We start from the raw sequence: 19,624 nt of genomic DNA on the forward strand, positions 1-19,624 counted from the left end.
CTTATAAAGCCTGTAAAGGGGGCGTTACCTTAGCTTTGTAGTAGGATAGGGGAGGGGTGGGTGTTTTGTAGTGTTTTTGTTTTATTGTTCTAGAGTGTAGTGGTTTATTTTAAGTGTTTTTTTATTTCTTATGCCCTGTCCCCCCTGTAGGTCAGGTTTAAACCTGACCTACAGGGGGGACAGGGCGATTAAAAGATTTAGGGACTAGATGAAGCATAACTCTTCGTCATTGCGAGGAGCAAAGCGACGAAGCAATCTCAAGCGAAGAGAAAGGTTGTTAAAAGAGTAGCTTGAAGAGTGATTGGCGAAGGAGAAGCTCTAAATTTATTGACATAACTACTATATTTGGTATAATATATGTAATTAATAACAGGGCAAGGCCATGGAAGAAATGGTCTTTTTATGCCTTGCAATAGTAAGAGGTTTTAAAAGGGCTTAACTGTATGGCAAAGATATATAAAATAACTAATATAGCGTTAATATTTACGCTAGTAGGGGTGGTTTTGTGCGCGGAGCCTACATTTTCTTCAACCAATTCTTTAGGACTTAGAGTTCCTTTAAAATTTGGCAAAGAGAACAAGAAAACTATAAGTTCTCGGATTATTGTTGAAACAATCTCGCCCAGTACGGAAGAATTTATGCATTATATAGGTGTCTTTGGGGAAATAATACTAGAAGAAACGATGGAAGAAATGAACGAAATACATACATACCAAGAGATAACGGATCTTTTGGATTCTTACGATAAGAGTAAGGTGCTTACAATAAATAAATTTGTATCTCTTGAGGAGAATCTTGCTTCAGCACTTTCGAAATTAGAAGATTCAGATATATTGGCTTTATTCGTAGCCAAGGATATCAATGGGAAGGTAATAGGGGCAGAATTAGCTTATAAGTCTAAATATTTTGAGAAAGGAATTAAAACAATAGGAGCCGTCGTAACAAAATATCAGGGCCAGGATATAGGTATAATGTTTAAGAATGCGTTACTAAAGTGGCTGGTAGAAAATGCAGGTTGGGCGTTTTTTACAACAATAGATAACGATAATAGAGCAAGCTCGGAAAGTTTGAAAAAATCATGCAAAGAGTTGGGTTTGCTTATACAGTCTATCCCGAGCGAAGAAATCGATGCGATTATCTATATAGTAAGCTCAGAGTATAAAGCAATACAACCTATTCTTGAATCTATTATTCTTAAAAGGGGACAGCAATTAGCTGTGGCTGAAAAATTTATAGAAGCAGCAAAAAGAGAAGGTAACCGTACGTTTCAATTCAAGACAATTGATTTTTTGGATATAGAACTAAACTACAGTGAATATGACAAAGTGGAAAAATACTTGGCTAAGCAGATAGAAGAAAGCCTGCCACATGCCAATGGAATAATCTTAAAAAATGTCCAATTTAGTGAATTTTCTAAGTACGATAGCAATAATATATTACTAAAGCTTATGGAAGTGATACGTAAAAAGCTATTTCCGATTAGTCCTGAATTGAAGGAAGCATTAAAAGAGGCTGTTAAGAATGGGGTTATTTATGGTAACGGCAATAAGCCCAACAATATAGTAGTCGTACGTTGGTGGTTTGAAGGAGAAAGGTTTGTAGTGGACATAATCGATCAGGGTAGGGAAGCAATAAATTTTTACAAATTTAAAAAACTTCCCAGAGGACTTCCTCTGTCCCTACAGAGAGAAAGAGGGTATTCAGACTGGATAAGTAAATTTATTGCCTCTCCGCCTAATAGCAAAGGAGAATATAATTTTCCACTTAGGTTCGATCCTAATGGGGAGCAACTTGGCCAAATAGTTCGATTAGAATACACACCTCGTAACTCTCAAGCGAAAAAAATAACTTCATTACGAAAAATTAAGAAAAATATAGATGGGCAGATTTAAAGGTCTGTCCTCGAATCACGCTTCAAAGTGTCCCCGGGACAGCTTGAAGCTTAGAGCTGGGACACTTTGATAGGGGAGAGCCAAAACGGTACAAGATCAAGGTTTAGGCGGAGAGGGTAAGCGAGGGCAGAGGCTGTTAAAAGAGTAGTTTGAAGAGGGGTTGGCGAGGAAGTGAAGTTTTTCTTGCTTAAATGATATTAAATTGGTATAATATTTTCGCTAATCACAATGGGGTGACGAGTGATAAAGATGTCTACATTTTTACAATATAAAGCAATCTTGGTATAAACCGGGGTTGCTTTTTGTGTTTTAGGAGACTATGTTTTTCCTATTAAAACGTGATTCAGGGCGACAAGGAGGAGAAATGTTGATACGTTTTATTACTGCTTTAAGCATGATAGTTGTTCTTAATGGTTGCGCCTCAGCAAGTTACCATAAAGGAGAGGTGCGTAACGACATTGGGGATAGGATAACCGTGGGCAAGGTGCAGCGTGAAATTTTAATTGGTATGAGCTCAGCGAAAGTTATAGAAATATTAGGCTCACCTAACGTTGTTAGCACTGATGAAGAGCGACGAGAAGTTTGGGTCTATGACAAAATAGCCACTGATGTAGTTTATTCAGAGAGTAGATCTGGCTTGAAGTTCTTAACACCTGGAACCTCAGGCGCAGTGTCAAAAACACAGAGAACATTAACCGTTGTTATTAAATTTGACACGGAGAGCAAAGTCAGAGATTTTGCATATCACACTTCCAGTTTTTAAAGTTAGGAGCTATATATGTTGCAATTCTTCAAACACTCACTAGTTATACTATTGGCCATTTCATTAGCTGGCTGTGCTACGACCTACCCTAAAGATTTCTTAAAACCATCCGAAGCTTATCTCCAAAATAGGCAGCTTCAAATGAAGCAGTATGATACTCAAGATGAAAAGCTGATTATCGCGTCTTGTGCGGGTGTTTTACAAGATCTAGGATTCACCTTAGATGACAGTGAATCAGAGTTGGGGTTAGTGGTGGGTTCTAAGGATCGCGATGCGACTGATGCAGGGCAAGTTACACTAGCTACAATGTCTGTTATATTAAGTGCTCTTGGAGGGGTAAGGTCAAACGCATTAGAGATGATAGATAAAACACAAAAAATACGCGCATCTATTGTAAGTAAACCTAGCTTGGAAGGAAGCAAGATAGTTGTCAGAGTTACATTTCAAAGAATTGTTTGGAATGCCAGAGGGGATGTTTCGAGGATGGAGACCTTAAAAGATCAAAGTTTGTATAGCGGTTTTTTTGAACGGTTATCGAAATCTGTATTTTTGGAGGCACACAGCATATGAAACCTTTAGCCCGTAGAAATGTAGTTTTATCTGTAATTATTTTGACCAGTGTTACTTTGTTTGGATGTGTTTCGTCAAGACAACAGTTGCTTGCAACAAACGAAAGTCAGGTTCAGTTGAGAAGTATGCAAACCAGAGCTTTTGATACGACAGATAAGCAAAAGATGCTTCGTACAATAATTAGCACTTTACAAGACCTAGACTTTGTAATTGATAGAGCCGATTTGACGATTGGATCTGTAACGGGTTCAAAGTTTACCGCAAATACCCTGTTAAAACTCTCTGTTACGGCAAGACCACGGGGAGAAACTCAATTACTAGTTAGAGCTAATGCACAGTATGGCTTAAAGGCCATAGAAGACCCAGAGCCTTACCAAGATTTCTTTAATGCTTTAGAGAAAGCAATATTTTTAACAGCGCATCAAGTTGACTAAATTGTTTATTGCTGGACACTAAGAAGTTTTAAATATTCGCGACATAAAGCAATCTTGGCATAAACCGAGGTTGCTTTTTGTGGTTTAAGAGACAGACTGAAGCTTAGAGCTGGGACACTTTGATAGGGGAGAGCCAAAACGGTACAAGAGAACAACAATGTGGAGACTTATGTTTGAAAAATTAAAAAATATCTTTTGGTTTATTTTTGCTTGGGGCTTAGGTAGTTTGTTCATACTGGGTGGCATAAGCAATTTCTTTGACCCAATGTATGAAAGCAGAAAACCTATGTTTGGCATTGATTACAATATTTTTATTGGTATTGGTGGTGTTGCTATAGGTGTCTTAATTATACGTGCATGGTTTAAAATGTATATTAATAAAAAACATTAAGAGAGAACGTGTCAAAAAGGGGCGGGTTACCGATTGAGCGCTGAGGCGACTCTAAGCACTGTATACTAATGAAAAACATACTATTTATTCTCGGAGCGGGCGCTAGTAAACCTTTTGGATTTCCTTTAGGTAGCGAACTAATCATGAACATGATTAAAGGTATTGAGGAAAATTCTTATAGGGATATTTATGAAACATTCCGTAGTTATCACTGCGAAGAAAAAATACATTACGATTTTCTTCAATATCCATATAAAGCGTTATTTTCAGAATTACAATGTCGCAGAGCTAGGCAATTGGTGAACCAGTATGTTGAAAAACATGGGGAACAAATAAATAATTTAGATTACCATATTGCATTTGCTGACCTACTAAATTCTAAGACACATCGCTCAATAGATTATGTTCTAAACGAAAATCCAAGTTATACTTTTATTGGTAGAATGTATATCGCGTTAGAAATTTTACGATTATATGTATGGCCACAGAAAACCGAGTTTGACAATATATTCGCAAATAATATGATTGTGCCTGATTGCAAGAGATACCAGAAATTATCTCCTTGCTATGAAGAGAATTGGTATATTTACTTGGCTGAATTTATAAAGAACATGGGGCAAAATGTGGATGCATTAAACACTATATATGATAAAAACCCTATTAAATTTATAACATTTAATTATGACATGAGCTTAGAACTCTATTTAGAGCATTGTTTTCTTGGTGAAATATATTCTAAATTTGATGTTGGTCGCATAACATCAAATATTTTTCATGTATATGGTAAAGCTGATATAAGCTCGCATAAAAACACTTATCCAAGCAATGATACCAACTATTTGAAGTTAGTTTTTGAACAGGCCGAGAAGATATCGCTCCTACGAACAAGTGAGCAAACCATAGATGTGTCTATACAGGATAATGTTCGTAAGTGTGTGACTGAAGCTGATGTTATTTGCGTTTTGGGCTTTGCTTTTGATGAAATGAATAGAGAAGCTATAGGCTTGGACATTGCGATGGGAAATCCTGACAAGAAAACATATGTGCTTAATTATGATAATAACGAATATATTACCTGGGTAATTGAGAATCTCAATGAACATAAGAATATCAATGTTAAGGCAAATGGCATTAAAAATGCGTTTGTATCAGGGTTTATATCACCACGCATAGCGCTATAGCAGGAGAGAGGTTAATAGGGGCAGGTTCGCGATTGAGCGGGTAGGTGAGTGTTCTTGTGCCGTATTGGGAACTCCTAACCAATCTGTCCCCGAATCACGCTTCAAAGTGTCCCCGGGACAGATTGAAGCTTAGAGCTGGGACACTTTGATAGGGGAGAGCCAATACGGTACAAGAAATACCATTAACTCTATATACCAACATGCCTGACAGTCATGTTTTCATGACTGTCAGGCATGTTCCCGACGAGGACTCCATCTCCCTTTCAGGGAGAGGGTAAGGGTGAGGGGAACGATATCATCCCGATAGCCATACAATCCCCCGGATCAACAGCATAATTACAATCAAAACAATACCCACCAGCAACCGCTCATAATAAAACCTGAAATATGGATGCATTGATTCTCCTTGATTTTAGACGACATCTGAGTTAAAATGTTCTTAGATTAGTATCCTTAATGAGTTATTACTATAATAATACCACAGAAGTAATATAAAGTCAAGGAGAAAAATGTTATCTAAAAGATTAAAGGAACTACGCAAAGAGAAGGGCTGGTCTCAGCAGAAGCTAGCAGAAAAGACAGGGCTATCGTTTAATGCCATTACTAAGATTGAGCAGGGCTTAGCAAAACACCCTACACTGAAGACATTAGTGAAAATTGCTGATGTTTTTAGGATTAGTTTAGATGAGTTAGTGGGAAGAAAGCGGTAGGGGACAGATTGAAGCTTAGAGCTGGGACACTTTGATAGGGGAGAGCCAAAACGGTACAAGAAATAGCTATAAAAAAGGAGGAAAAATGGCTTCGATAATTGATAAATTATTTTCACTCAAAAGCGATATACAGTTGAAGGCTTTAGCAATAGCGATTTTTGGAAGCATCGCTATTATTATGTGTCTACCTCTTATACAATATCGGGGAGCAATGATGGGATCTCAACAGGTAGCGATAATTACATTAGCCATTTTTGGGATAATAATTGTTATTCTTTCTGATCGCATTACTTCCCTTAATATCTCAAAAGATAAATTAAATATTACTTTAGCCGAATTAAAGAAAAACGTTAAAGAAACAATTGATTTTGTACGATCCGATTTAAAAGAAGTTTCATCTTCTTCAAGCTCATCCGCTTCATCATCATCGTCTTCCGAAGATATTAGTAATATCCAAAAGAAACTTTCCGAAGTTGAATCCCTCATGGATACAAAAGCCGAAAAGGAATCAGCTCAAGAGCTTTTTCAAGATGCAACAAATATAGGGCAGGCTATGGGAATGCTACAGGAAATTATGAAAAGCTATAAGGAAATTTGCAAAAAATAAAACAATTTCTTGATATACATTAGGAGATAGCAGGGGAGAGGTTTCCGATTGAGGAGGCATCAAAGTTCTGGGGGCACGACACTTAATTAGTTAATTATTTGAGGGGAAAGCGTATAATTAAGTATTGTGTCCGCAGAATTACGGAATTACGAGGTATAATAAGGGAAAAGTTGATAGGAGGTAGATTCCGATGAATATTGGATTAGAAACAGAGAAAAAAGAGAAGGAAACGGCAAAAAAAGAAAAAAATCCTACCTTCTTATCTGATGCACCGTTAGCCATTGACCAAGAAAAGGACTTTGCTTTTGGTCACAAGAGCATTGCGGAGAGCCTAGCCTATGTCGTTCGGACTTGTCCAAAACCCTTTACCATTGGATTGTTTGGCAAGTGGGGCACGGGAAAAACAACAATTATTCATTGGCTCATCCACCAATTGGCAAAAAATAATATTTTGATTGCAAACATTGATGCTTGGAAGTACGAAGAAGATTCATTGCGAAGACAATTTCTTATCACTTTGGATGAGGAGTTGGGGTTAGGTCGAAATTACAAGAAAGTTCTCAACCAGTCACTTTCGGAGATTGATCCAACAAAAGGTAAATTCAAGTTTGACAAGAGTATGTTCCTCAACCGTGTTGGCGTTGCTACGTTTGCCATCGCTCTTGCTGCGCTTGTCCTTAGAATTATTGCCGCTCACCCTAATGTTTTAATACCGATGAGTTTTTCAGTCAGCTTTGATCTTATTTTTAATTTAGGGGTTGCTGGCTACCTAATTCAGCTAGCACTTAGCTTCTTCCAACGAGTCAGCATCACTATTACTGAGCCGAGGACAGACTCTGCAGAAGGGTTTGAGCGAATATTTGTAGAGGAAGTATTGGGCGATAAAAAAGTTAGGGGCAAGACATTGCTAATAGTTGTGGATAATTTGGATCGTTGTAGCGATAAAAAGGCAGTCGAAATGCTTAGTACCATTAAGACTTTTCTAGTTAAAGAGAGGGAAAAGGCGAGTTGCGTGTTTCTAATAACTTGTGATGATGAGGCAATCAAGAAGCATATTAGGAATATTTATTCTGATGATGAAAAAGGGAATTTATACGATGCCAACGAATTCATCAGGAAGTTTTTTAACACGTTTATCCGAATCCCACCTTTCATAGACACAGAACTCCAGTCTTATACGCAATTACTTTTAGGAGAGACTAATGTCGCAGAGCTATTACCGAGTGAAGTAGCCCATGTTATCGTAAGCGCTTTTCGGGAGAACCCAAGACAGATTAAGCAGTTCATTAACGTCCTTCTGGCATACTTTCTTTTGGCTAAACAGCGCGAAGATGAAATCCCACCGTTGATTCCAAAAGGAGCTGTAACAGGGCATGTAGCCTTTCTGGCAAAGATTCTCGCTATTCAAATACGCTTCTCAAAGATATATGACACAATATTGGAGAACTATTTGACATTCGAAGATGCGGAGAAAATAAATCCGAACGATAAGGACTATCAGAATTTTATTCGGTCAACAAAGCCTGTCCCTAATGTTGATATTCGACCTTTCTTGTATCTTAAGATGTCTGAGCAAGAGATGGCTATTCCTGGTTACAATGAATTAAGAGCAGGACTTGAAGAGAACAATGTTGAGGTTATCCAGAAGAAATTTGAAACAATTAAGAAGAAACCGGAACAGGTTGCGTCCCTTCAACAGTTGTTGCCTGATATGCTCCAAAAGTATAAGAATAAAAGAATCTCATTGCTCAACATTGTATCAGGCTCCTTGGAAGCACTGCATAAGGTGAATTTATCTTTGCAGGGAACTTATTATAACAAGGTTGCTGATCTGCTAGCAGATACTGGCGAGCTAAAAGACGACCTTGCGCAATTCGACCCCAACTTGATATTTAATGAAGTCCTGTTAAAATGTCCTACTTTGTACAGGGCATCTATAATCAAGAAATATTGCGCTCTCTTTACAACGAAACCGAAGGACGAGAAAAGTCGCCTTGCTCCTGAATTCATTGTTGGTCTATTTAAGCAGTTTTTGAAGCACGAAGCTCTAATGAAAGGTAAGATTGGTTTACTTAAGGCGTCGATATCTGAACAGTATTTTTCCGATGTTGACTTGCTTGCATTATTAGTGAACGACAAAGAGAAACTCAAAAAGTATCTCTCAGAAGAGGCTGTTACAAAATATATAGAAACTTTTTCAGATGCCGATGTTGACAATCCCAAGCTATTGGATGAGAAGACGAAGGTTTTGAGTGGGTTTCAGCCTATTTCATCAATAGCGATTGGTAAGAAAATCTTACAACAATACACCTCTCTTCTAGATAGTGAGCAGCAGAAGCCAGCGAGGGAACAAAGGAAAACTCTTCTCGCTACCATGATGGCTGTGTTGCGAATATACAAATCTGTTATAGAAGATCCTTCAAATAAACCGGAACTGTTGGCTCTTTCGTCAAAGATTCTTAAGGGAACGGCTGCCTTAAGTAGTAATTGGAAACAGAAGCAATACTATATTCCAGTATGTCTTTTACTGGCCGAGATAGAAGAATCCAATAGGGCAAATCTCAATTCACAGACGCAGACGTTTTTTGCAAACGCTGATCTTGAAAGCATGAAAGGGGTTTTAGGTTCTTTGCCTATCAAGGAAAGAGAAAAAGCAATTGAACTGTCTAATTCGCAATTCAATCAGCGTGTCCAACAGGATCAGAATATCCTTACCTATATGTATGACATAGCCTCAACAGAAACTCGTACGCAGTGGCTCGTGAATATTATTAACTCTGCGCATTATACACAGATATTGGTATTTCTGGAAGCACGGAAATATAAAATTGATGACAGCAGGAGGGTATTGGAGTCTCTTCTGAATCGAGCACAAGGACTTAACCCCCCAGAGAAAAATAAGATGTACGTCGCTACTAATGAAATAACTTGGAAAAAAGACTGTACTGAGCTAAAAAATATATACGCAGATCAAATAAAGCATTTGTTGGTACAAGCAAGTGCGGTGCACCAAGCAACAGGAGAAGATGCGTTAAAAGGTGCCAAAATGTTGACAGATCCCCAGAGGCGGGACATCGTGCGTTCTACTATCGAATGGCTGGATACGTTAAATGCAGAAAATTCGTTACAGCAGGCTGCCATCAGGAGCATTTTGGCAAATTGGGATTCTATAGAGAAGCAGGAAGGCATTAAAAGTAAATTTATCGAGTTCTTATTCTATAAACTGATTATCAATAACAATAACGTAGAAGCGATAAAGTTCGGTTTTGAAGGGTTGAAAAAAATCAAACCGCCTATCAATCCGAAAGACTATAAGTCCCATTTTGAGGATATAAAATCAAGGATAGCACGCGAGCTTGAGGGAAATACGCAAATCAAAGAAATCCTTGAAAATGGCCTGAAAGAGCTGACTACATCTTCGAAGTAGAAAAGCGTAAATACTAGCAGTCGTCCTGTTTTGGTACAGCCTATAGCAGTGGGAGAGGTTGATAAGGGGCAGGTTCCCTATTAGCTCCAGAATCGTCCCTAAGGTATAATAAAAGGAGGGGGGTATCATGGCAAAAAAGAAAGTATTTGTGAGTTTTGATTATGATCACGATAAACGATATAAGTATTTACTTGAAGCGTGGGATGCAAATCCAGATTTTGATTTTGTTTTTGACGACAAAACCCCGGAAGGAATCAACACTAATAATATTGACCGAATTAAAACAGGGCTTACTTTAAAAATCAAAGAAGCTACGCATACTTTATTTATTGTTGGCGAATATGCAAATCAAGTACATAAAGACCGTGAACTTATCGGCTTTAAAAATTGGATGAACTTTGAAGCACATCAAAGCATAGAAGAGGGCAACAAACTAGCAGTAGTAAAATTAGATGGATCATATGAAGTTCCAGAAGAGCTAATAGGAAGTGGTTACTGGTGGATAGCTGGATTCAAAGAAGAAAATGTTATAGAGGTCTTAGGCAAAGCGTTATCTAAAAGACTATTATGAGTTCAGAAGATACAAAATTACAAATACTAGCTGAGCATTATAACAGCACATATGATACTTTAGTTGTTAAGATAAAAGAAAGAGATAAATTTTTTCTTTTAGTTCTTGTTATTTTAATCGTTAAACTCTTTCGGATTTACACCCCAGAAGAAGCTATACTTGTTCTAACCCAATTGATTTCATCTCGCCTTGGAGTAACAGCCCCCTTAAATTTTTCATTTATTGAAAGTGTTATTTGGTTTTGTCTTCTAGCTGCTGTTCTAAGATATTTTCAGTCAGTGGTATACCTTGAGCGACAATATGATTATACTCATAAATTAGAAAGTCAACTCAGCGCACACTTTGAAAATTCTGCTTTTGTACGCGAAAGTTCAGCTTATTTAAAAAACTTTCCACTTTTTTTAAATTGGGCTTCATTTTTATACACAGTTTTTTTTCCTATTCTACTAATGGTTATTATTGGCTGTAAAGTTACGTATGATTTTCGTTTGATGGGTTTTAAATCTTTACTATCTTGGTTTAATGGACTTGTCTTTCTGGCAATTATGACATCAACTGTTTTATATCTGATCGTAATCCACTCTAGGAAGCAAGGAAAGAAAGCGGGCAGCTTAAAAAGCATGTTTTGCGCTTCTTACAGGATAAAGAGATAAAAAAGCTCTATCATAGAGTAGAGAAAGATAGTAAGAATTTTGGAAGGATTTTTGTGTATTTTAGGTTTTGAAGATGGGACACTTTTCCGATTAGCTGAAGAACCGGTCCTGAAAATATAAAGCATACTTTTTTAGTAACTATTTAATAAGAGAGACTATCATGACGTATATCGTAGGCATTCGAAAACCTGAACACAATTTCCTTACTATTATTAGTGACCTAATGGTAACAAAAAAAATTCCTGATGGCAAAATTCAAAAAGAAAATAATGCCTTAAAAACGGGCTATTTATTCGATGGTTGTATATATGGTCTTTCAGGAGACGCTACTGCAGGACATAAATTTCTAGGTTCTTTCAAGAAAAGCATAGACTGTAAAAACTCAGTAAAAAACAATGTTGAAAAATTATCTAACTTTATAAAATCGTCAAAGTGGAATTCAGGTTCAGGTTTCAAAGTATTGTTTGGAATTAGAAATCCGAATCCTGAATTTTTCCTTTTAGATTCACACACACGAGAGTTTAAATTGTTAGACGAATGTTTATATACAATGGGAAGCGGCCAAATGCTTCTTGACAAGATAGTATCACAAGCATATAACTATTCAAATTCCTTCATAATGGAAAAACTAAAGCAAAAGAAAGCTCCTATAGTTTATTATCCTTGCTTCATATGTCTTTGGCTTTCTGAATTAGTTTTAGGCTTTGAGGAAAAGCAGTTAAGCGAGATAGGAGTTGGAGGAATTTTCCATTATGTTTATCAAGCCGATAAAAAGGAATGTAGTCCAATGCCCATAGTATTTGTTTTATCTAAGCTTGAAAATAATAAGCTCGTTCAAAAAAGTTACAGGGTATGCTTAATAAATGGTTACTTAATCATAGAGAATTTGTCCGATGGTTCAGTTTCAGTATTTACATCAGAAGTCGAAAGGCAAGATTTAGCAGAAAAAGGCTTACTAGATTCGGATGACATTCTCCAAGAAGCGAGGAAGAGATCTAGAAATCTCCCGATTTACTACTTTTGTGGTTTTGCAACTCATGACCCTAGTTATCGCGGGTTCTATTCTGCACATTTTTCATGCAACGAAATAAAAGTAATAGACTGGGAAGGCAATGTTAGGTCGGATTTTCAAGATAAGGTTGACAAAAATCTTAGAATTTCACAAGAATTAAACAAATGAGTGGCTAGGCGTCTCCAAGTATTAAAAATGAATAAATCAAAAACACCGCCTCCTGAATGGGGCAATGATAAGATTACTGAGTTTTTTGAAACAGCAAGAGAGAATAGCTTTGCTACTTTTGTCAAAGATAAGCCTTTCTTTAAGTGTCTAGTAGATATAGAAAATCTTTTTCGCTCAGCCATTGATTCCATGGGAAACAGCGAACACTGGTTTCCATTGTTTTTCTTTCTGAAAGCTCATTCAGCTTTTTTGGCTGCACTTCGTTTAGTCTTCGCTACGCAAATTCCAGAAGCTTTCATGGTTTTACGAGGAGTGATAGAAAATTCCCTATATGGATTTTACATTTACAAAAATCCTAAATTAGCTCCCGTATGGCTTAGTAGGCACCGAGACAAAAAAAGCATGAAAGCAGTTAAAGAGAAATTCAAAGCAGGCTTTATGCTACAAACACTTAAAACAACAGACCCAGCCTTAGAAAAAGCGGCTAGGGAGCTATATGATAGAACGATTGATTATGGTGCCCATCCAAATGAACGTTCTTTGAGTTTGGCATTAAAACGCACAGATGTAAAAAATGGTTTTAGATTTGATCTAAGATATCTAACTGATGATGCACTTGCTATTGAATTCTGTTTAAAATGTACTGCTCAAATAGGGGTATTATCTTTAAAAATTCTACAATTGATTACTCCTGAAAGATTTAAAATAGCAGAGCTTGATACAAGGTTAGAAAAGATATCAAAGGCAAAGATTTTTAGTAATCTTAGTAAATCTTATACTCATTTGTAATTGCAGTCCTACCTAAAGATACCATAAAAAACTCAAAAAATTATGGCCACAACAACAGAGGTTTATATCGACCCCTAGAAACCAGGGGTCAATTTGGTTTATAGGGAGTTAAAATATAACCGCTTATAGATCCCCGCTTTCGCGAGAATGACAAAGTCAGGGGAGAGGTATATATAGGTATATCCAAGGGTGATCGGGGCTATAATAGGCTGTAATGAGGGTTAATTCTGTTATTAAACGTAGGTTAGGTATATAGATTCCAGCTTTCGCTGGAATGACAGGCCGGATAGGCTGTAAGGCTTACCAAATAAACTTTTAATCAAAAACAACCAGAAAAATAGTTATTAACACACTTTTAACATAACGCTGTAAGTCGTTTAGCCATAATTACTTATAGTGTTTTTCTCTCTATAGCCTAGTTAACATAAGATACATTATAGGCGGATAGGGTTAATCATGAAGGAGTCTGGTTTATATGGCTATTCGCGCTCAGCCTGTCCGCTTATGTCATTGCGAGCGAACGCAGCAAGCGAAGCAATCTCTTCTACCTCTTTATAAACCCCATCGACCCCTGGTTTTTAGGGGTCGATATAAACCTACCTTGTAGAATGGAATCCTATCGGACCTTTTGGCTTTGGCGGTGGCTCAGGTGGGGTCTCTGTGAGCTGCTTAATAATCTCGAATATCTTTATTATTAACTTACTATGTTTTCCGACTTCCTGCTCAAGCTCCTTTAGTTTTATAGCAAGTTCTTTATGCGTCGCAAGAACCTGTTTTAGTCTTACAAATGCCCTCATAATAGCAATATTGACATGGATAGAGCGTTCGCTATTTAGCACACTTGATAACATGGCTACACCTTGCTCAGTAAAGGCATACGGTCTATGGCCTCCAAGATGCTTATGTGATGGTATCGCATTTTGCGATACCATGAAGTTAATCTCTGCTTCATTAAGCCGAAACATAAAATCATCAGGGAAACGTCTTATATTGCGCTTTACTTGTTCTCTAAGCCTAATGGCCTTTACTCCATAAAGCTCAGCCAAATCCCTATCCAGCATAACTTTCTGTCCCCGAATCACAAATATCCTACGTTCGATCCTCTCCTGCGGAACGAGTTCTTTCATTACATACCTCCCTCCTGTCTAAGGTCGCAAAATGCGACCTTAGAAGCTATGTAGTCGCAGATTGTAACCACCCATATATTAGACACATCTGGAGGGTGATTTTCTTTCAATTATTTTTATTTTTTTGCTTGATTGTATATTTAGATAGGAATACTGCTATGTCTTACATAAGCGCACTGGGTGCGGCCCCACCAGGTCTTGTGGAGCATGTTGCGGATTGGGACACATAATACTGGTTCACCTTTTATGGTTTTTTGTAGGCCAAAGCGATTATCATAGGTATCGCAGAAATACCTGCCATCCTGGCCCTTTTTCAGGTGCTCACAGGGGTCTCCCTCCAGAACTCCACAACAAGCCCCACACCTCTTGCACAAAGCCTCTTGTTCCAGGTATTTCTGATTCTGTATTTGATTGTATCGCTTTTCATCCATCATGATCCCAGTAACCGATAATATTCTGCTATGGTTTTCAAGGAATTGATCACCAAGATACCTAAAAAATAAGTTACAATAACGACAATAATAGTTATAACTATCTTTTTATTCCTGCTGTAATCAGGAGTAAGCCAGACCAGTGGCAAGGCAAACGGCCCTACAAATACAAAAGCAGCTACTATAGACCCTGTCTTAAGATACCATTTGCTCTGCTGTTTTTTATCTGCGCCTGCATCCTGCATAAGAGAATTTAAAAAGAATACGTTAATGACGTTAGAACCCTGAGGTCGTTTTTCTTTGTGTCTCCTGCTGGCTTAGAGTCATAATCATCTATCACACTTACGTTCAAAGCTAGCTTATCGCTAACAGGATTGGTAAATACTGTCTCTGAATGAAGCCTATAATCGCTAAAGTCATCTATGACAGGATAAAAAAAGACATCCTGGCTTATTTTTGCATTCTCAAAAAGAGTTTTCTCTAAAAACCCCCTTGATATAAACACCGTTTCTTTGGTCTCTTCTGTGGCATCCCTATATTCCGTATGCTCATAGCCCCCTGCGGCCTCCATCATAAGCTTCATAGAGTCTGTGTCATGAAACCAGTACCCCAGACCAGTGTTAGGCAGCAACCTGTAGTCGATATTGGCAAACCTGTCATGATCTGCCTCCAGCTTATAAAAATGGTACCATTTCTTTTTTTGGCCAAAACTAAAGGCATATCTGCCAGAACCATTCCACTTCTGGGCATCCATTTTCTTATCTGAAGATGAATAATAGATATCGCCTTTAAGCGTTATTTCGTCAACATGCACTCTGTTTCTGCTGACAAAAAGGCTAGCGTTTAACTCGCTCGAATCAGTATTCCCGCTGGACTTATTGTATCCCACAGAAACGTTTCTCTTCCATGTAGCTTCCGGAGCGGCTTCCTCGGCCAATACCCCAGGCGCTTCTTCAGTCATACAAAAAAATAAAGCTATAAACAATAGGACTTTCTTGGTGTAACGCATAAAAATTTTCTCCCTTCATGATCTGCTCCTGATAATGCCAAACCCGGCTCCTTTTCTTCTGCTAATATCCGAGACGTCAAAGGCATTGTCTTTAAATTTTTCTTCCAGCTCATTCCATAACCTTTTCATATCATCGCATTGCCTGATATCATCCAGGATCACATAGCTGGGGCTCAGCTTGTCGGTATAAATATTTATATTCTCTTTTGTATGCTCATATTCATGCAGTGAATCGATATAAAGAAGATCTATGTCTCTGTCAAAGGACGAGGTGATCTTTTTCACGACTTCTTCATCCAGTGAATCACCCTGTATCCTACTTATATGAGGGTATTTTTTAAACCCTTCTTTATTTTTACTGGCGATATCCACTGTTACTAATTGGCTATGCGCAATACCATCTTCATGCAATCCTTTACTAATAGACATGATAGAACCGCCGTAATTTGTCCCTATTTCAAGAATATGCGTAAGTCTCTGTGTCATGACAAATCCTGAGAGAAAAAAATAGTAGTTGGTGGGGCGATTAAGAAAAAAACTTGATCCCGTGGTTTCGCCATAAACGCAATCGGACAGATCTATCTGCTTCCCTGCTTCCATTGCCTGCTCACAGATTTCCTTTAAAGATTGACCATAAGGCTTCATAAGCTTATCTCTACTATCTTCTTATTAGTAGTCTCTCCTGATACGATCTTGATGTCTCGTTTCTTCACGCTGAACTTTTTTGCAAGAAGCTCTATTATTCTCTTGTTGGCCTTGCCTTTTTCTGGCGGGCTTAAAACCTTTATCCTGTAGCTATTTTCAGAGAGTTTCTGGACTTCCTCTTTTTTAGCCCTTGTTATGACCTTAAGTCCTATCCTCATCTATTACCTGACTATTATCGATGCCTGTGAATCAAAAGGATTGGTTCTGACTACCAGCGAAAACAAATACGGGTAATTCTTCTTCAAGTGACCTATGTAAGCCAGCCACTCCGCTATAAGACGTAAATACACCCTTTCCATATCACCCTTGAGATGTTCGTAATCTGAGTCAGGCAATTCCGTAAGCTCTGCTCTGTGACCCAATTCCTCTGCAAGATGAAACACTGCCCACAGCAAATCCGTAAAACTGTCATGTTCTAAAAGATTTGGATTCTCAAGAAGATTTAAAAGAAACTGCCTCTTTCTTGCCAGAAAATTCTTCAATTCTTCAAGGTGTTTGTCACTCACGTCAATCTTTGGGGTATACTCAATGAATTCCTTTCTAACCTTTAGAAAGTCCTTCTCTGTCCAGTCGCTCCTAACTATAAGTCTCCCCTTTACCCTGCCAGCTTCAAGATCCAGGTCAGAAAATACTTTTAAAAGCTCTGCCCCTACCTCGCTAAAAAATGCGCCTATCACCATATTAAGCTTATTAAGCATAGATCTTTTTTCCCTGAAATGTAAAAGCTGATGCAAAACCAGCGTTACCATAAGTACTTCGATAAAAACAAACGCCACATCGCCTATCAAATATATAAAAATATGGTGTGCGTCTCTGAAGATCAAAAAATGCCCATAATAAACAACAGCTGACAGCACTATCAGCAATGTCCCGAAAATTACCTGCCACTTTGGAATCCCTTTCATTGCCCTATAGCTCCCTTCTATTCGCCTATAATCTTTACAAGGACCCTTTTGTTGCGCTGTCCGTCGAATTCTCCGTAAAAGATCTGCTCCCATGGCCCAAAGTCAAGCCCTCCATCTGTAATAGCAACTACGACCTCTCTCCCCATCAATGTCCTTTTAAGATGAGCATCACCATTATCCTCACCAGTAAGATTGTGCCTGTATTTTTTGACATTGTATGGCGCGAGTTTCTCGACCCATTCCAGAAAATCCTGATGCAAGCCGCTCTCGTTATCATTAATAAAAATGCTGGATGTAATATGCATACTATTAACAAGGCACATACCTTCCTTTACCTTGCTCTTTTTTAGAGCTGCAGCCACCTGCTGTGTGATATTTACAATATCATACCGGTTCTTTGTATTAAACGTAAGGTATTCTGTATGTGCTTTCAATGTTTTAGTCTCCCTCCTATTCTTTCCTGTAGTGTTCCCATTGGGCATATCATACACCAGGCCCTGTGTTTTGTTGTCACGCCTAAAGCTATAGAGATAATGGTTGTAATAACACACATCGAGACGAAGATCGCTCCTATTGCAACTATACTTCCGCCAGAGCGGATTACGCGAAACACTACAAACGCCATAAGCAGGCTAAATACAAGCCAGCGAAACCATTTCTTCGTAAATATCTTGGGGGCAGGCTTTTTGCGACTGACTTTTGAAAGCACACTATCTAAAAAGGCACCGCGCGGACACAAATTCCAGCACCAATATCTACCTTTAAAAAAAGATAGGGTTAAAAAGAAAACCATCATTGCCAGGACTATGTAGCCCAACATGGGGTAAAATAGCCCGCCTATTACAATAACAGGCAAAAACCATATCATCACAAGCTGTGTCTTTTTCATAATATCATGTTAACACAAAAGGAAATCATCTACAAGCCTTGCTGTTTCGAGCATAGTGTTTATGCGGGTGACTTTGTTTCTTAGGGGCTTTGTTCCTTTAAAGTAGCGCGTGTACCATATGAAGAATTTCCTGAAATTCACAACACCCCTTCTTTCCCCGTAAAAATCACAGCCCAGGTCAAGATGAAGTTTCATGGTCTTTGCTATATCTTTTATCGAAGGCCTTTTTAATATCTTGCCTGTTTTCAGGAATTCTTTTATTTCTTTAAAAATCCACGGATTGCCCAGCGCGCCGCGGGCCACTGTTATGGCATCACAGCCTGTCTCGTCCAGCATCCTCTTGGCCAACTCCGCACTTAAAATATCGCCGCTCCCCACGATAGGGATATCAACAGCCTTTTTTATCATTCTTATTGCTTTATAATTTACTTTACCGCTGTAGCCCTGCTCTTTGGTCCTGCCGTGAACAAACAAGGCATGTATACCCGCATCCTGGGCATACAGGGCAATATCCCTGGCATGAGAAAAATCATTCCAGCCCAGACGAATCTTTGCTGTAACAGGGCGATCTGAATTTTTAACTATTAATTTTAATAATTTATTTAGTGTCTTAGGGGTTTTGAGTAGAGCCGCGCCTTCTCCCCTGCTGGTAATTTTTTTCTGAGGACAAGCCGCGTTAAAATCAAGGATGTCCATCTGGTAGTCTTGAAGCTTCTCAAGCGCCTTTAGAATAAACTCTTTCTTTGCTCCGAGGATCTGAACTCCTAAAGGCTTGTCTTCCTTAGAGGTCTTCATCATTTCCTGAGTTTTTCTACTTGAGTAGCTCAAGGAACGGCAGTTTATCATCTCAAGAAAACAAAATCCGCACCCGAACCCGCGATTGAGCATCCTGAACGGCAAAGAGCTTATCCCTGCCATGGGAGAAAGGAATACTTTATCTGTTAAGAGAGGCATTAAGAGCTCTGAATGTCACATCATTATCCGTAGTTGCCAGGACTATTTTGGCTGGACATCCGCTTGAACAAGTCGTGCAATAAAAATAATTTATATTGATCCCATTATTGGCAAGTATTACAGAAACATTCTTTAATGACCCGGGTTTGTTTTCAAGTTCTATAACAATAACGTCTCTTTCTTCAATATACTCATACTCATTATTAACTAATTCCGCGATTGCTTCCTGATTATTATCAGTTATAAATGTAAGATTGCCCTGCCTGCCAGTTTGATTCGAATACCCGACTATAGTCTCTACATTTATGCCATGATTCACTAAGAACGACATCATCCGCGACAGCGCCCCGACTTCATTTTTAGTTAATACGCTGATTTCTTTTGCCTTTACCAGATTCTTGATCACGTAAGCCCCCTTTCGCTATTCATGCCTTAT

At 38.3% G+C, this 19,624-nt stretch carries 23 protein-coding genes and 1 pseudogene; 14 read left to right on the forward strand and 10 right to left on the reverse strand.

Translation table 11 applies throughout. The annotated features are described in order from the left end of the window. Positions 1-443: 443 nt before the first annotated feature. From P9L93_01985 to P9L93_02050, 14 genes and pseudogenes are all read left to right on the forward strand, one after another. Positions 444-1,892, forward strand: a complete 1,449-nt coding sequence (locus P9L93_01985; GenBank protein MDP8229853.1) for a hypothetical protein — start codon at positions 444-446, stop codon at positions 1,890-1,892. Between the two features lie 364 nt (positions 1,893-2,256). Beyond that, positions 2,257-2,655, forward strand: coding sequence for a hypothetical protein (locus P9L93_01990; protein ID MDP8229854.1), 399 nt, complete (start codon positions 2,257-2,259; stop codon positions 2,653-2,655). Between the two features lie 15 nt (positions 2,656-2,670). Beyond that, the gene (locus P9L93_01995) at positions 2,671-3,225 is read left to right on the forward strand and encodes a hypothetical protein (protein MDP8229855.1); all 555 of its coding nucleotides are present in this window, start codon (positions 2,671-2,673) and stop codon (positions 3,223-3,225) included. Continuing rightward, positions 3,222-3,659: a hypothetical protein gene (locus tag P9L93_02000; GenBank protein ID MDP8229856.1), complete on the forward strand. Its 438-nt coding sequence runs from the start codon at positions 3,222-3,224 to the stop codon at positions 3,657-3,659. Before P9L93_01995 ends, P9L93_02000 begins: the two co-directional genes overlap by 4 nt. Before the next feature lie 169 nt (positions 3,660-3,828). After that, on the forward strand, positions 3,829-4,050 hold the full coding sequence (locus P9L93_02005; protein ID MDP8229857.1) for a hypothetical protein: 222 nt from the start codon (positions 3,829-3,831) through the stop codon (positions 4,048-4,050). 68 nt (positions 4,051-4,118) lie between these two features. Beyond that, a complete protein-coding gene (locus tag P9L93_02010; GenBank protein ID MDP8229858.1) occupies positions 4,119-5,231 on the forward strand; it encodes a hypothetical protein in 1,113 nt (370 codons plus the stop codon). Between the two features lie 509 nt (positions 5,232-5,740). Further along, complete coding sequence (locus P9L93_02015) at positions 5,741-5,941, forward strand: helix-turn-helix transcriptional regulator (GenBank protein ID MDP8229859.1); 201 nt, start codon at positions 5,741-5,743, stop codon at positions 5,939-5,941. Between the two features lie 85 nt (positions 5,942-6,026). Further along, positions 6,027-6,548, forward strand: a complete 522-nt coding sequence (locus P9L93_02020; protein MDP8229860.1) for a hypothetical protein — start codon at positions 6,027-6,029, stop codon at positions 6,546-6,548. Between the two features lie 190 nt (positions 6,549-6,738). Then, positions 6,739-9,975, forward strand: a complete 3,237-nt coding sequence (locus tag P9L93_02025; protein ID MDP8229861.1) for a P-loop NTPase fold protein — start codon at positions 6,739-6,741, stop codon at positions 9,973-9,975. Positions 9,976-10,102: 127 nt separating this feature from the next. Beyond that, positions 10,103-10,546 (forward strand): TIR domain-containing protein, encoded by a 444-nt coding sequence (locus tag P9L93_02030; GenBank protein MDP8229862.1) that lies wholly within the window; start codon positions 10,103-10,105, stop codon positions 10,544-10,546. Then, a complete protein-coding gene (locus P9L93_02035) occupies positions 10,543-11,199 on the forward strand; it encodes a hypothetical protein (GenBank protein MDP8229863.1) in 657 nt (218 codons plus the stop codon). The genes P9L93_02030 and P9L93_02035 overlap by 4 nt, the downstream gene beginning before the upstream one ends. Further along, positions 11,148-11,270, forward strand: a pseudogene (locus P9L93_02040) (DNA mismatch repair protein MutS). Before P9L93_02035 ends, P9L93_02040 begins: the two are co-directional and overlap by 52 nt. An 89-nt stretch (positions 11,271-11,359) precedes the next feature. Next, positions 11,360-12,379 (forward strand): hypothetical protein, encoded by a 1,020-nt coding sequence (locus tag P9L93_02045; protein ID MDP8229864.1) that lies wholly within the window; start codon positions 11,360-11,362, stop codon positions 12,377-12,379. A 27-nt stretch (positions 12,380-12,406) separates the two neighbouring features. Beyond that, the gene (locus P9L93_02050) at positions 12,407-13,168 is read left to right on the forward strand and encodes a hypothetical protein (protein ID MDP8229865.1); all 762 of its coding nucleotides are present in this window, start codon (positions 12,407-12,409) and stop codon (positions 13,166-13,168) included. Between the two features lie 596 nt (positions 13,169-13,764). Here P9L93_02050 and P9L93_02055 read toward each other — a convergent pair. From P9L93_02055 to P9L93_02100, 10 genes are all read right to left on the reverse strand, one after another. Beyond that, positions 13,765-14,295, reverse strand: a complete 531-nt coding sequence (locus P9L93_02055; protein MDP8229866.1) for an ORF6N domain-containing protein — start codon at positions 14,293-14,295, stop codon at positions 13,765-13,767. A 430-nt stretch (positions 14,296-14,725) separates the two neighbouring features. Continuing rightward, positions 14,726-14,971: a hypothetical protein gene (locus tag P9L93_02060; protein ID MDP8229867.1), complete on the reverse strand. Its 246-nt coding sequence runs from the start codon at positions 14,969-14,971 to the stop codon at positions 14,726-14,728. Positions 14,972-14,979: 8 nt separating this feature from the next. Next, on the reverse strand, positions 14,980-15,735 hold the full coding sequence (locus P9L93_02065) for a DUF481 domain-containing protein (GenBank protein MDP8229868.1): 756 nt from the start codon (positions 15,733-15,735) through the stop codon (positions 14,980-14,982). A 15-nt stretch (positions 15,736-15,750) separates the two neighbouring features. Then, positions 15,751-16,380, reverse strand: a complete 630-nt coding sequence (locus tag P9L93_02070; protein ID MDP8229869.1) for a class I SAM-dependent methyltransferase — start codon at positions 16,378-16,380, stop codon at positions 15,751-15,753. Then, on the reverse strand, positions 16,377-16,598 hold the full coding sequence (locus P9L93_02075) for a DUF167 domain-containing protein (GenBank protein MDP8229870.1): 222 nt from the start codon (positions 16,596-16,598) through the stop codon (positions 16,377-16,379). The genes P9L93_02070 and P9L93_02075 overlap by 4 nt, the downstream gene beginning before the upstream one ends. 3 nt (positions 16,599-16,601) lie before the next feature. Beyond that, positions 16,602-17,345, reverse strand: coding sequence for a hypothetical protein (locus P9L93_02080; GenBank protein MDP8229871.1), 744 nt, complete (start codon positions 17,343-17,345; stop codon positions 16,602-16,604). 17 nt (positions 17,346-17,362) lie between these two features. Further along, positions 17,363-17,779: a secondary thiamine-phosphate synthase enzyme YjbQ gene (locus P9L93_02085; protein MDP8229872.1), complete on the reverse strand. Its 417-nt coding sequence runs from the start codon at positions 17,777-17,779 to the stop codon at positions 17,363-17,365. Further along, the gene (locus P9L93_02090) at positions 17,776-18,234 is read right to left on the reverse strand and encodes a 4Fe-4S binding protein (protein MDP8229873.1); all 459 of its coding nucleotides are present in this window, start codon (positions 18,232-18,234) and stop codon (positions 17,776-17,778) included. Before P9L93_02090 ends, P9L93_02085 begins: the two co-directional genes overlap by 4 nt. A gap of 9 nt (positions 18,235-18,243) precedes the next feature. Continuing rightward, positions 18,244-19,188, reverse strand: a complete 945-nt coding sequence (gene dusB / locus P9L93_02095) for a tRNA dihydrouridine synthase DusB (GenBank protein ID MDP8229874.1) — start codon at positions 19,186-19,188, stop codon at positions 18,244-18,246. Then, the gene (locus P9L93_02100; GenBank protein ID MDP8229875.1) at positions 19,169-19,594 is read right to left on the reverse strand and encodes a hypothetical protein; all 426 of its coding nucleotides are present in this window, start codon (positions 19,592-19,594) and stop codon (positions 19,169-19,171) included. Before P9L93_02100 ends, dusB begins: the two co-directional genes overlap by 20 nt. Positions 19,595-19,624 lie beyond the last annotated feature (30 nt).

Source organism: Candidatus Gorgyraea atricola (assembly GCA_030765235.1).
GTDB classification, from domain to species: domain Bacteria; phylum Omnitrophota; class Gorgyraeia; order Gorgyraeales; family Gorgyraeaceae; genus Gorgyraea; species Gorgyraea atricola.

What these genes read in the sequence shown, in the direction of transcription:
- P9L93_01990 (MDP8229854.1), top strand. Translation starts at nt 2,257, where the DNA reads ATGTTGATACGTTTTATTACTGCTTTAAGCATGATAGTTGTTCTTAAT.
- P9L93_02080 (MDP8229871.1), bottom strand. Translation starts at nt 17,345, where the DNA reads ATGAAAGGGATTCCAAAGTGGCAGGTAATTTTCGGGACATTGCTGATA.
- P9L93_02020 (MDP8229860.1), top strand. Translation starts at nt 6,027, where the DNA reads ATGGCTTCGATAATTGATAAATTATTTTCACTCAAAAGCGATATACAG.
- P9L93_02025 (MDP8229861.1), top strand. Translation starts at nt 6,739, where the DNA reads ATGAATATTGGATTAGAAACAGAGAAAAAAGAGAAGGAAACGGCAAAA.
- P9L93_02010 (MDP8229858.1), top strand. Translation starts at nt 4,119, where the DNA reads ATGAAAAACATACTATTTATTCTCGGAGCGGGCGCTAGTAAACCTTTT.
- P9L93_02060 (MDP8229867.1), bottom strand. Translation starts at nt 14,971, where the DNA reads ATGCAGGATGCAGGCGCAGATAAAAAACAGCAGAGCAAATGGTATCTT.
- P9L93_02055 (MDP8229866.1), bottom strand. Translation starts at nt 14,295, where the DNA reads ATGAAAGAACTCGTTCCGCAGGAGAGGATCGAACGTAGGATATTTGTG.
- P9L93_02035 (MDP8229863.1), top strand. Translation starts at nt 10,543, where the DNA reads ATGAGTTCAGAAGATACAAAATTACAAATACTAGCTGAGCATTATAAC.
- P9L93_02045 (MDP8229864.1), top strand. Translation starts at nt 11,360, where the DNA reads ATGACGTATATCGTAGGCATTCGAAAACCTGAACACAATTTCCTTACT.
- P9L93_02015 (MDP8229859.1), top strand. Translation starts at nt 5,741, where the DNA reads ATGTTATCTAAAAGATTAAAGGAACTACGCAAAGAGAAGGGCTGGTCT.
- P9L93_01995 (MDP8229855.1), top strand. Translation starts at nt 2,671, where the DNA reads ATGTTGCAATTCTTCAAACACTCACTAGTTATACTATTGGCCATTTCA.
- P9L93_02065 (MDP8229868.1), bottom strand. Translation starts at nt 15,735, where the DNA reads ATGCGTTACACCAAGAAAGTCCTATTGTTTATAGCTTTATTTTTTTGT.
- P9L93_02030 (MDP8229862.1), top strand. Translation starts at nt 10,103, where the DNA reads ATGGCAAAAAAGAAAGTATTTGTGAGTTTTGATTATGATCACGATAAA.
- P9L93_01985 (MDP8229853.1), top strand. Translation starts at nt 444, where the DNA reads ATGGCAAAGATATATAAAATAACTAATATAGCGTTAATATTTACGCTA.
- P9L93_02050 (MDP8229865.1), top strand. Translation starts at nt 12,407, where the DNA reads ATGAATAAATCAAAAACACCGCCTCCTGAATGGGGCAATGATAAGATT.
- P9L93_02005 (MDP8229857.1), top strand. Translation starts at nt 3,829, where the DNA reads ATGTTTGAAAAATTAAAAAATATCTTTTGGTTTATTTTTGCTTGGGGC.
- P9L93_02075 (MDP8229870.1), bottom strand. Translation starts at nt 16,598, where the DNA reads ATGAGGATAGGACTTAAGGTCATAACAAGGGCTAAAAAAGAGGAAGTC.
- P9L93_02070 (MDP8229869.1), bottom strand. Translation starts at nt 16,380, where the DNA reads ATGAAGCCTTATGGTCAATCTTTAAAGGAAATCTGTGAGCAGGCAATG.
- P9L93_02090 (MDP8229873.1), bottom strand. Translation starts at nt 18,234, where the DNA reads ATGAAAAAGACACAGCTTGTGATGATATGGTTTTTGCCTGTTATTGTA.
- P9L93_02000 (MDP8229856.1), top strand. Translation starts at nt 3,222, where the DNA reads ATGAAACCTTTAGCCCGTAGAAATGTAGTTTTATCTGTAATTATTTTG.
- dusB (MDP8229874.1), bottom strand. Translation starts at nt 19,188, where the DNA reads ATGCCTCTCTTAACAGATAAAGTATTCCTTTCTCCCATGGCAGGGATA.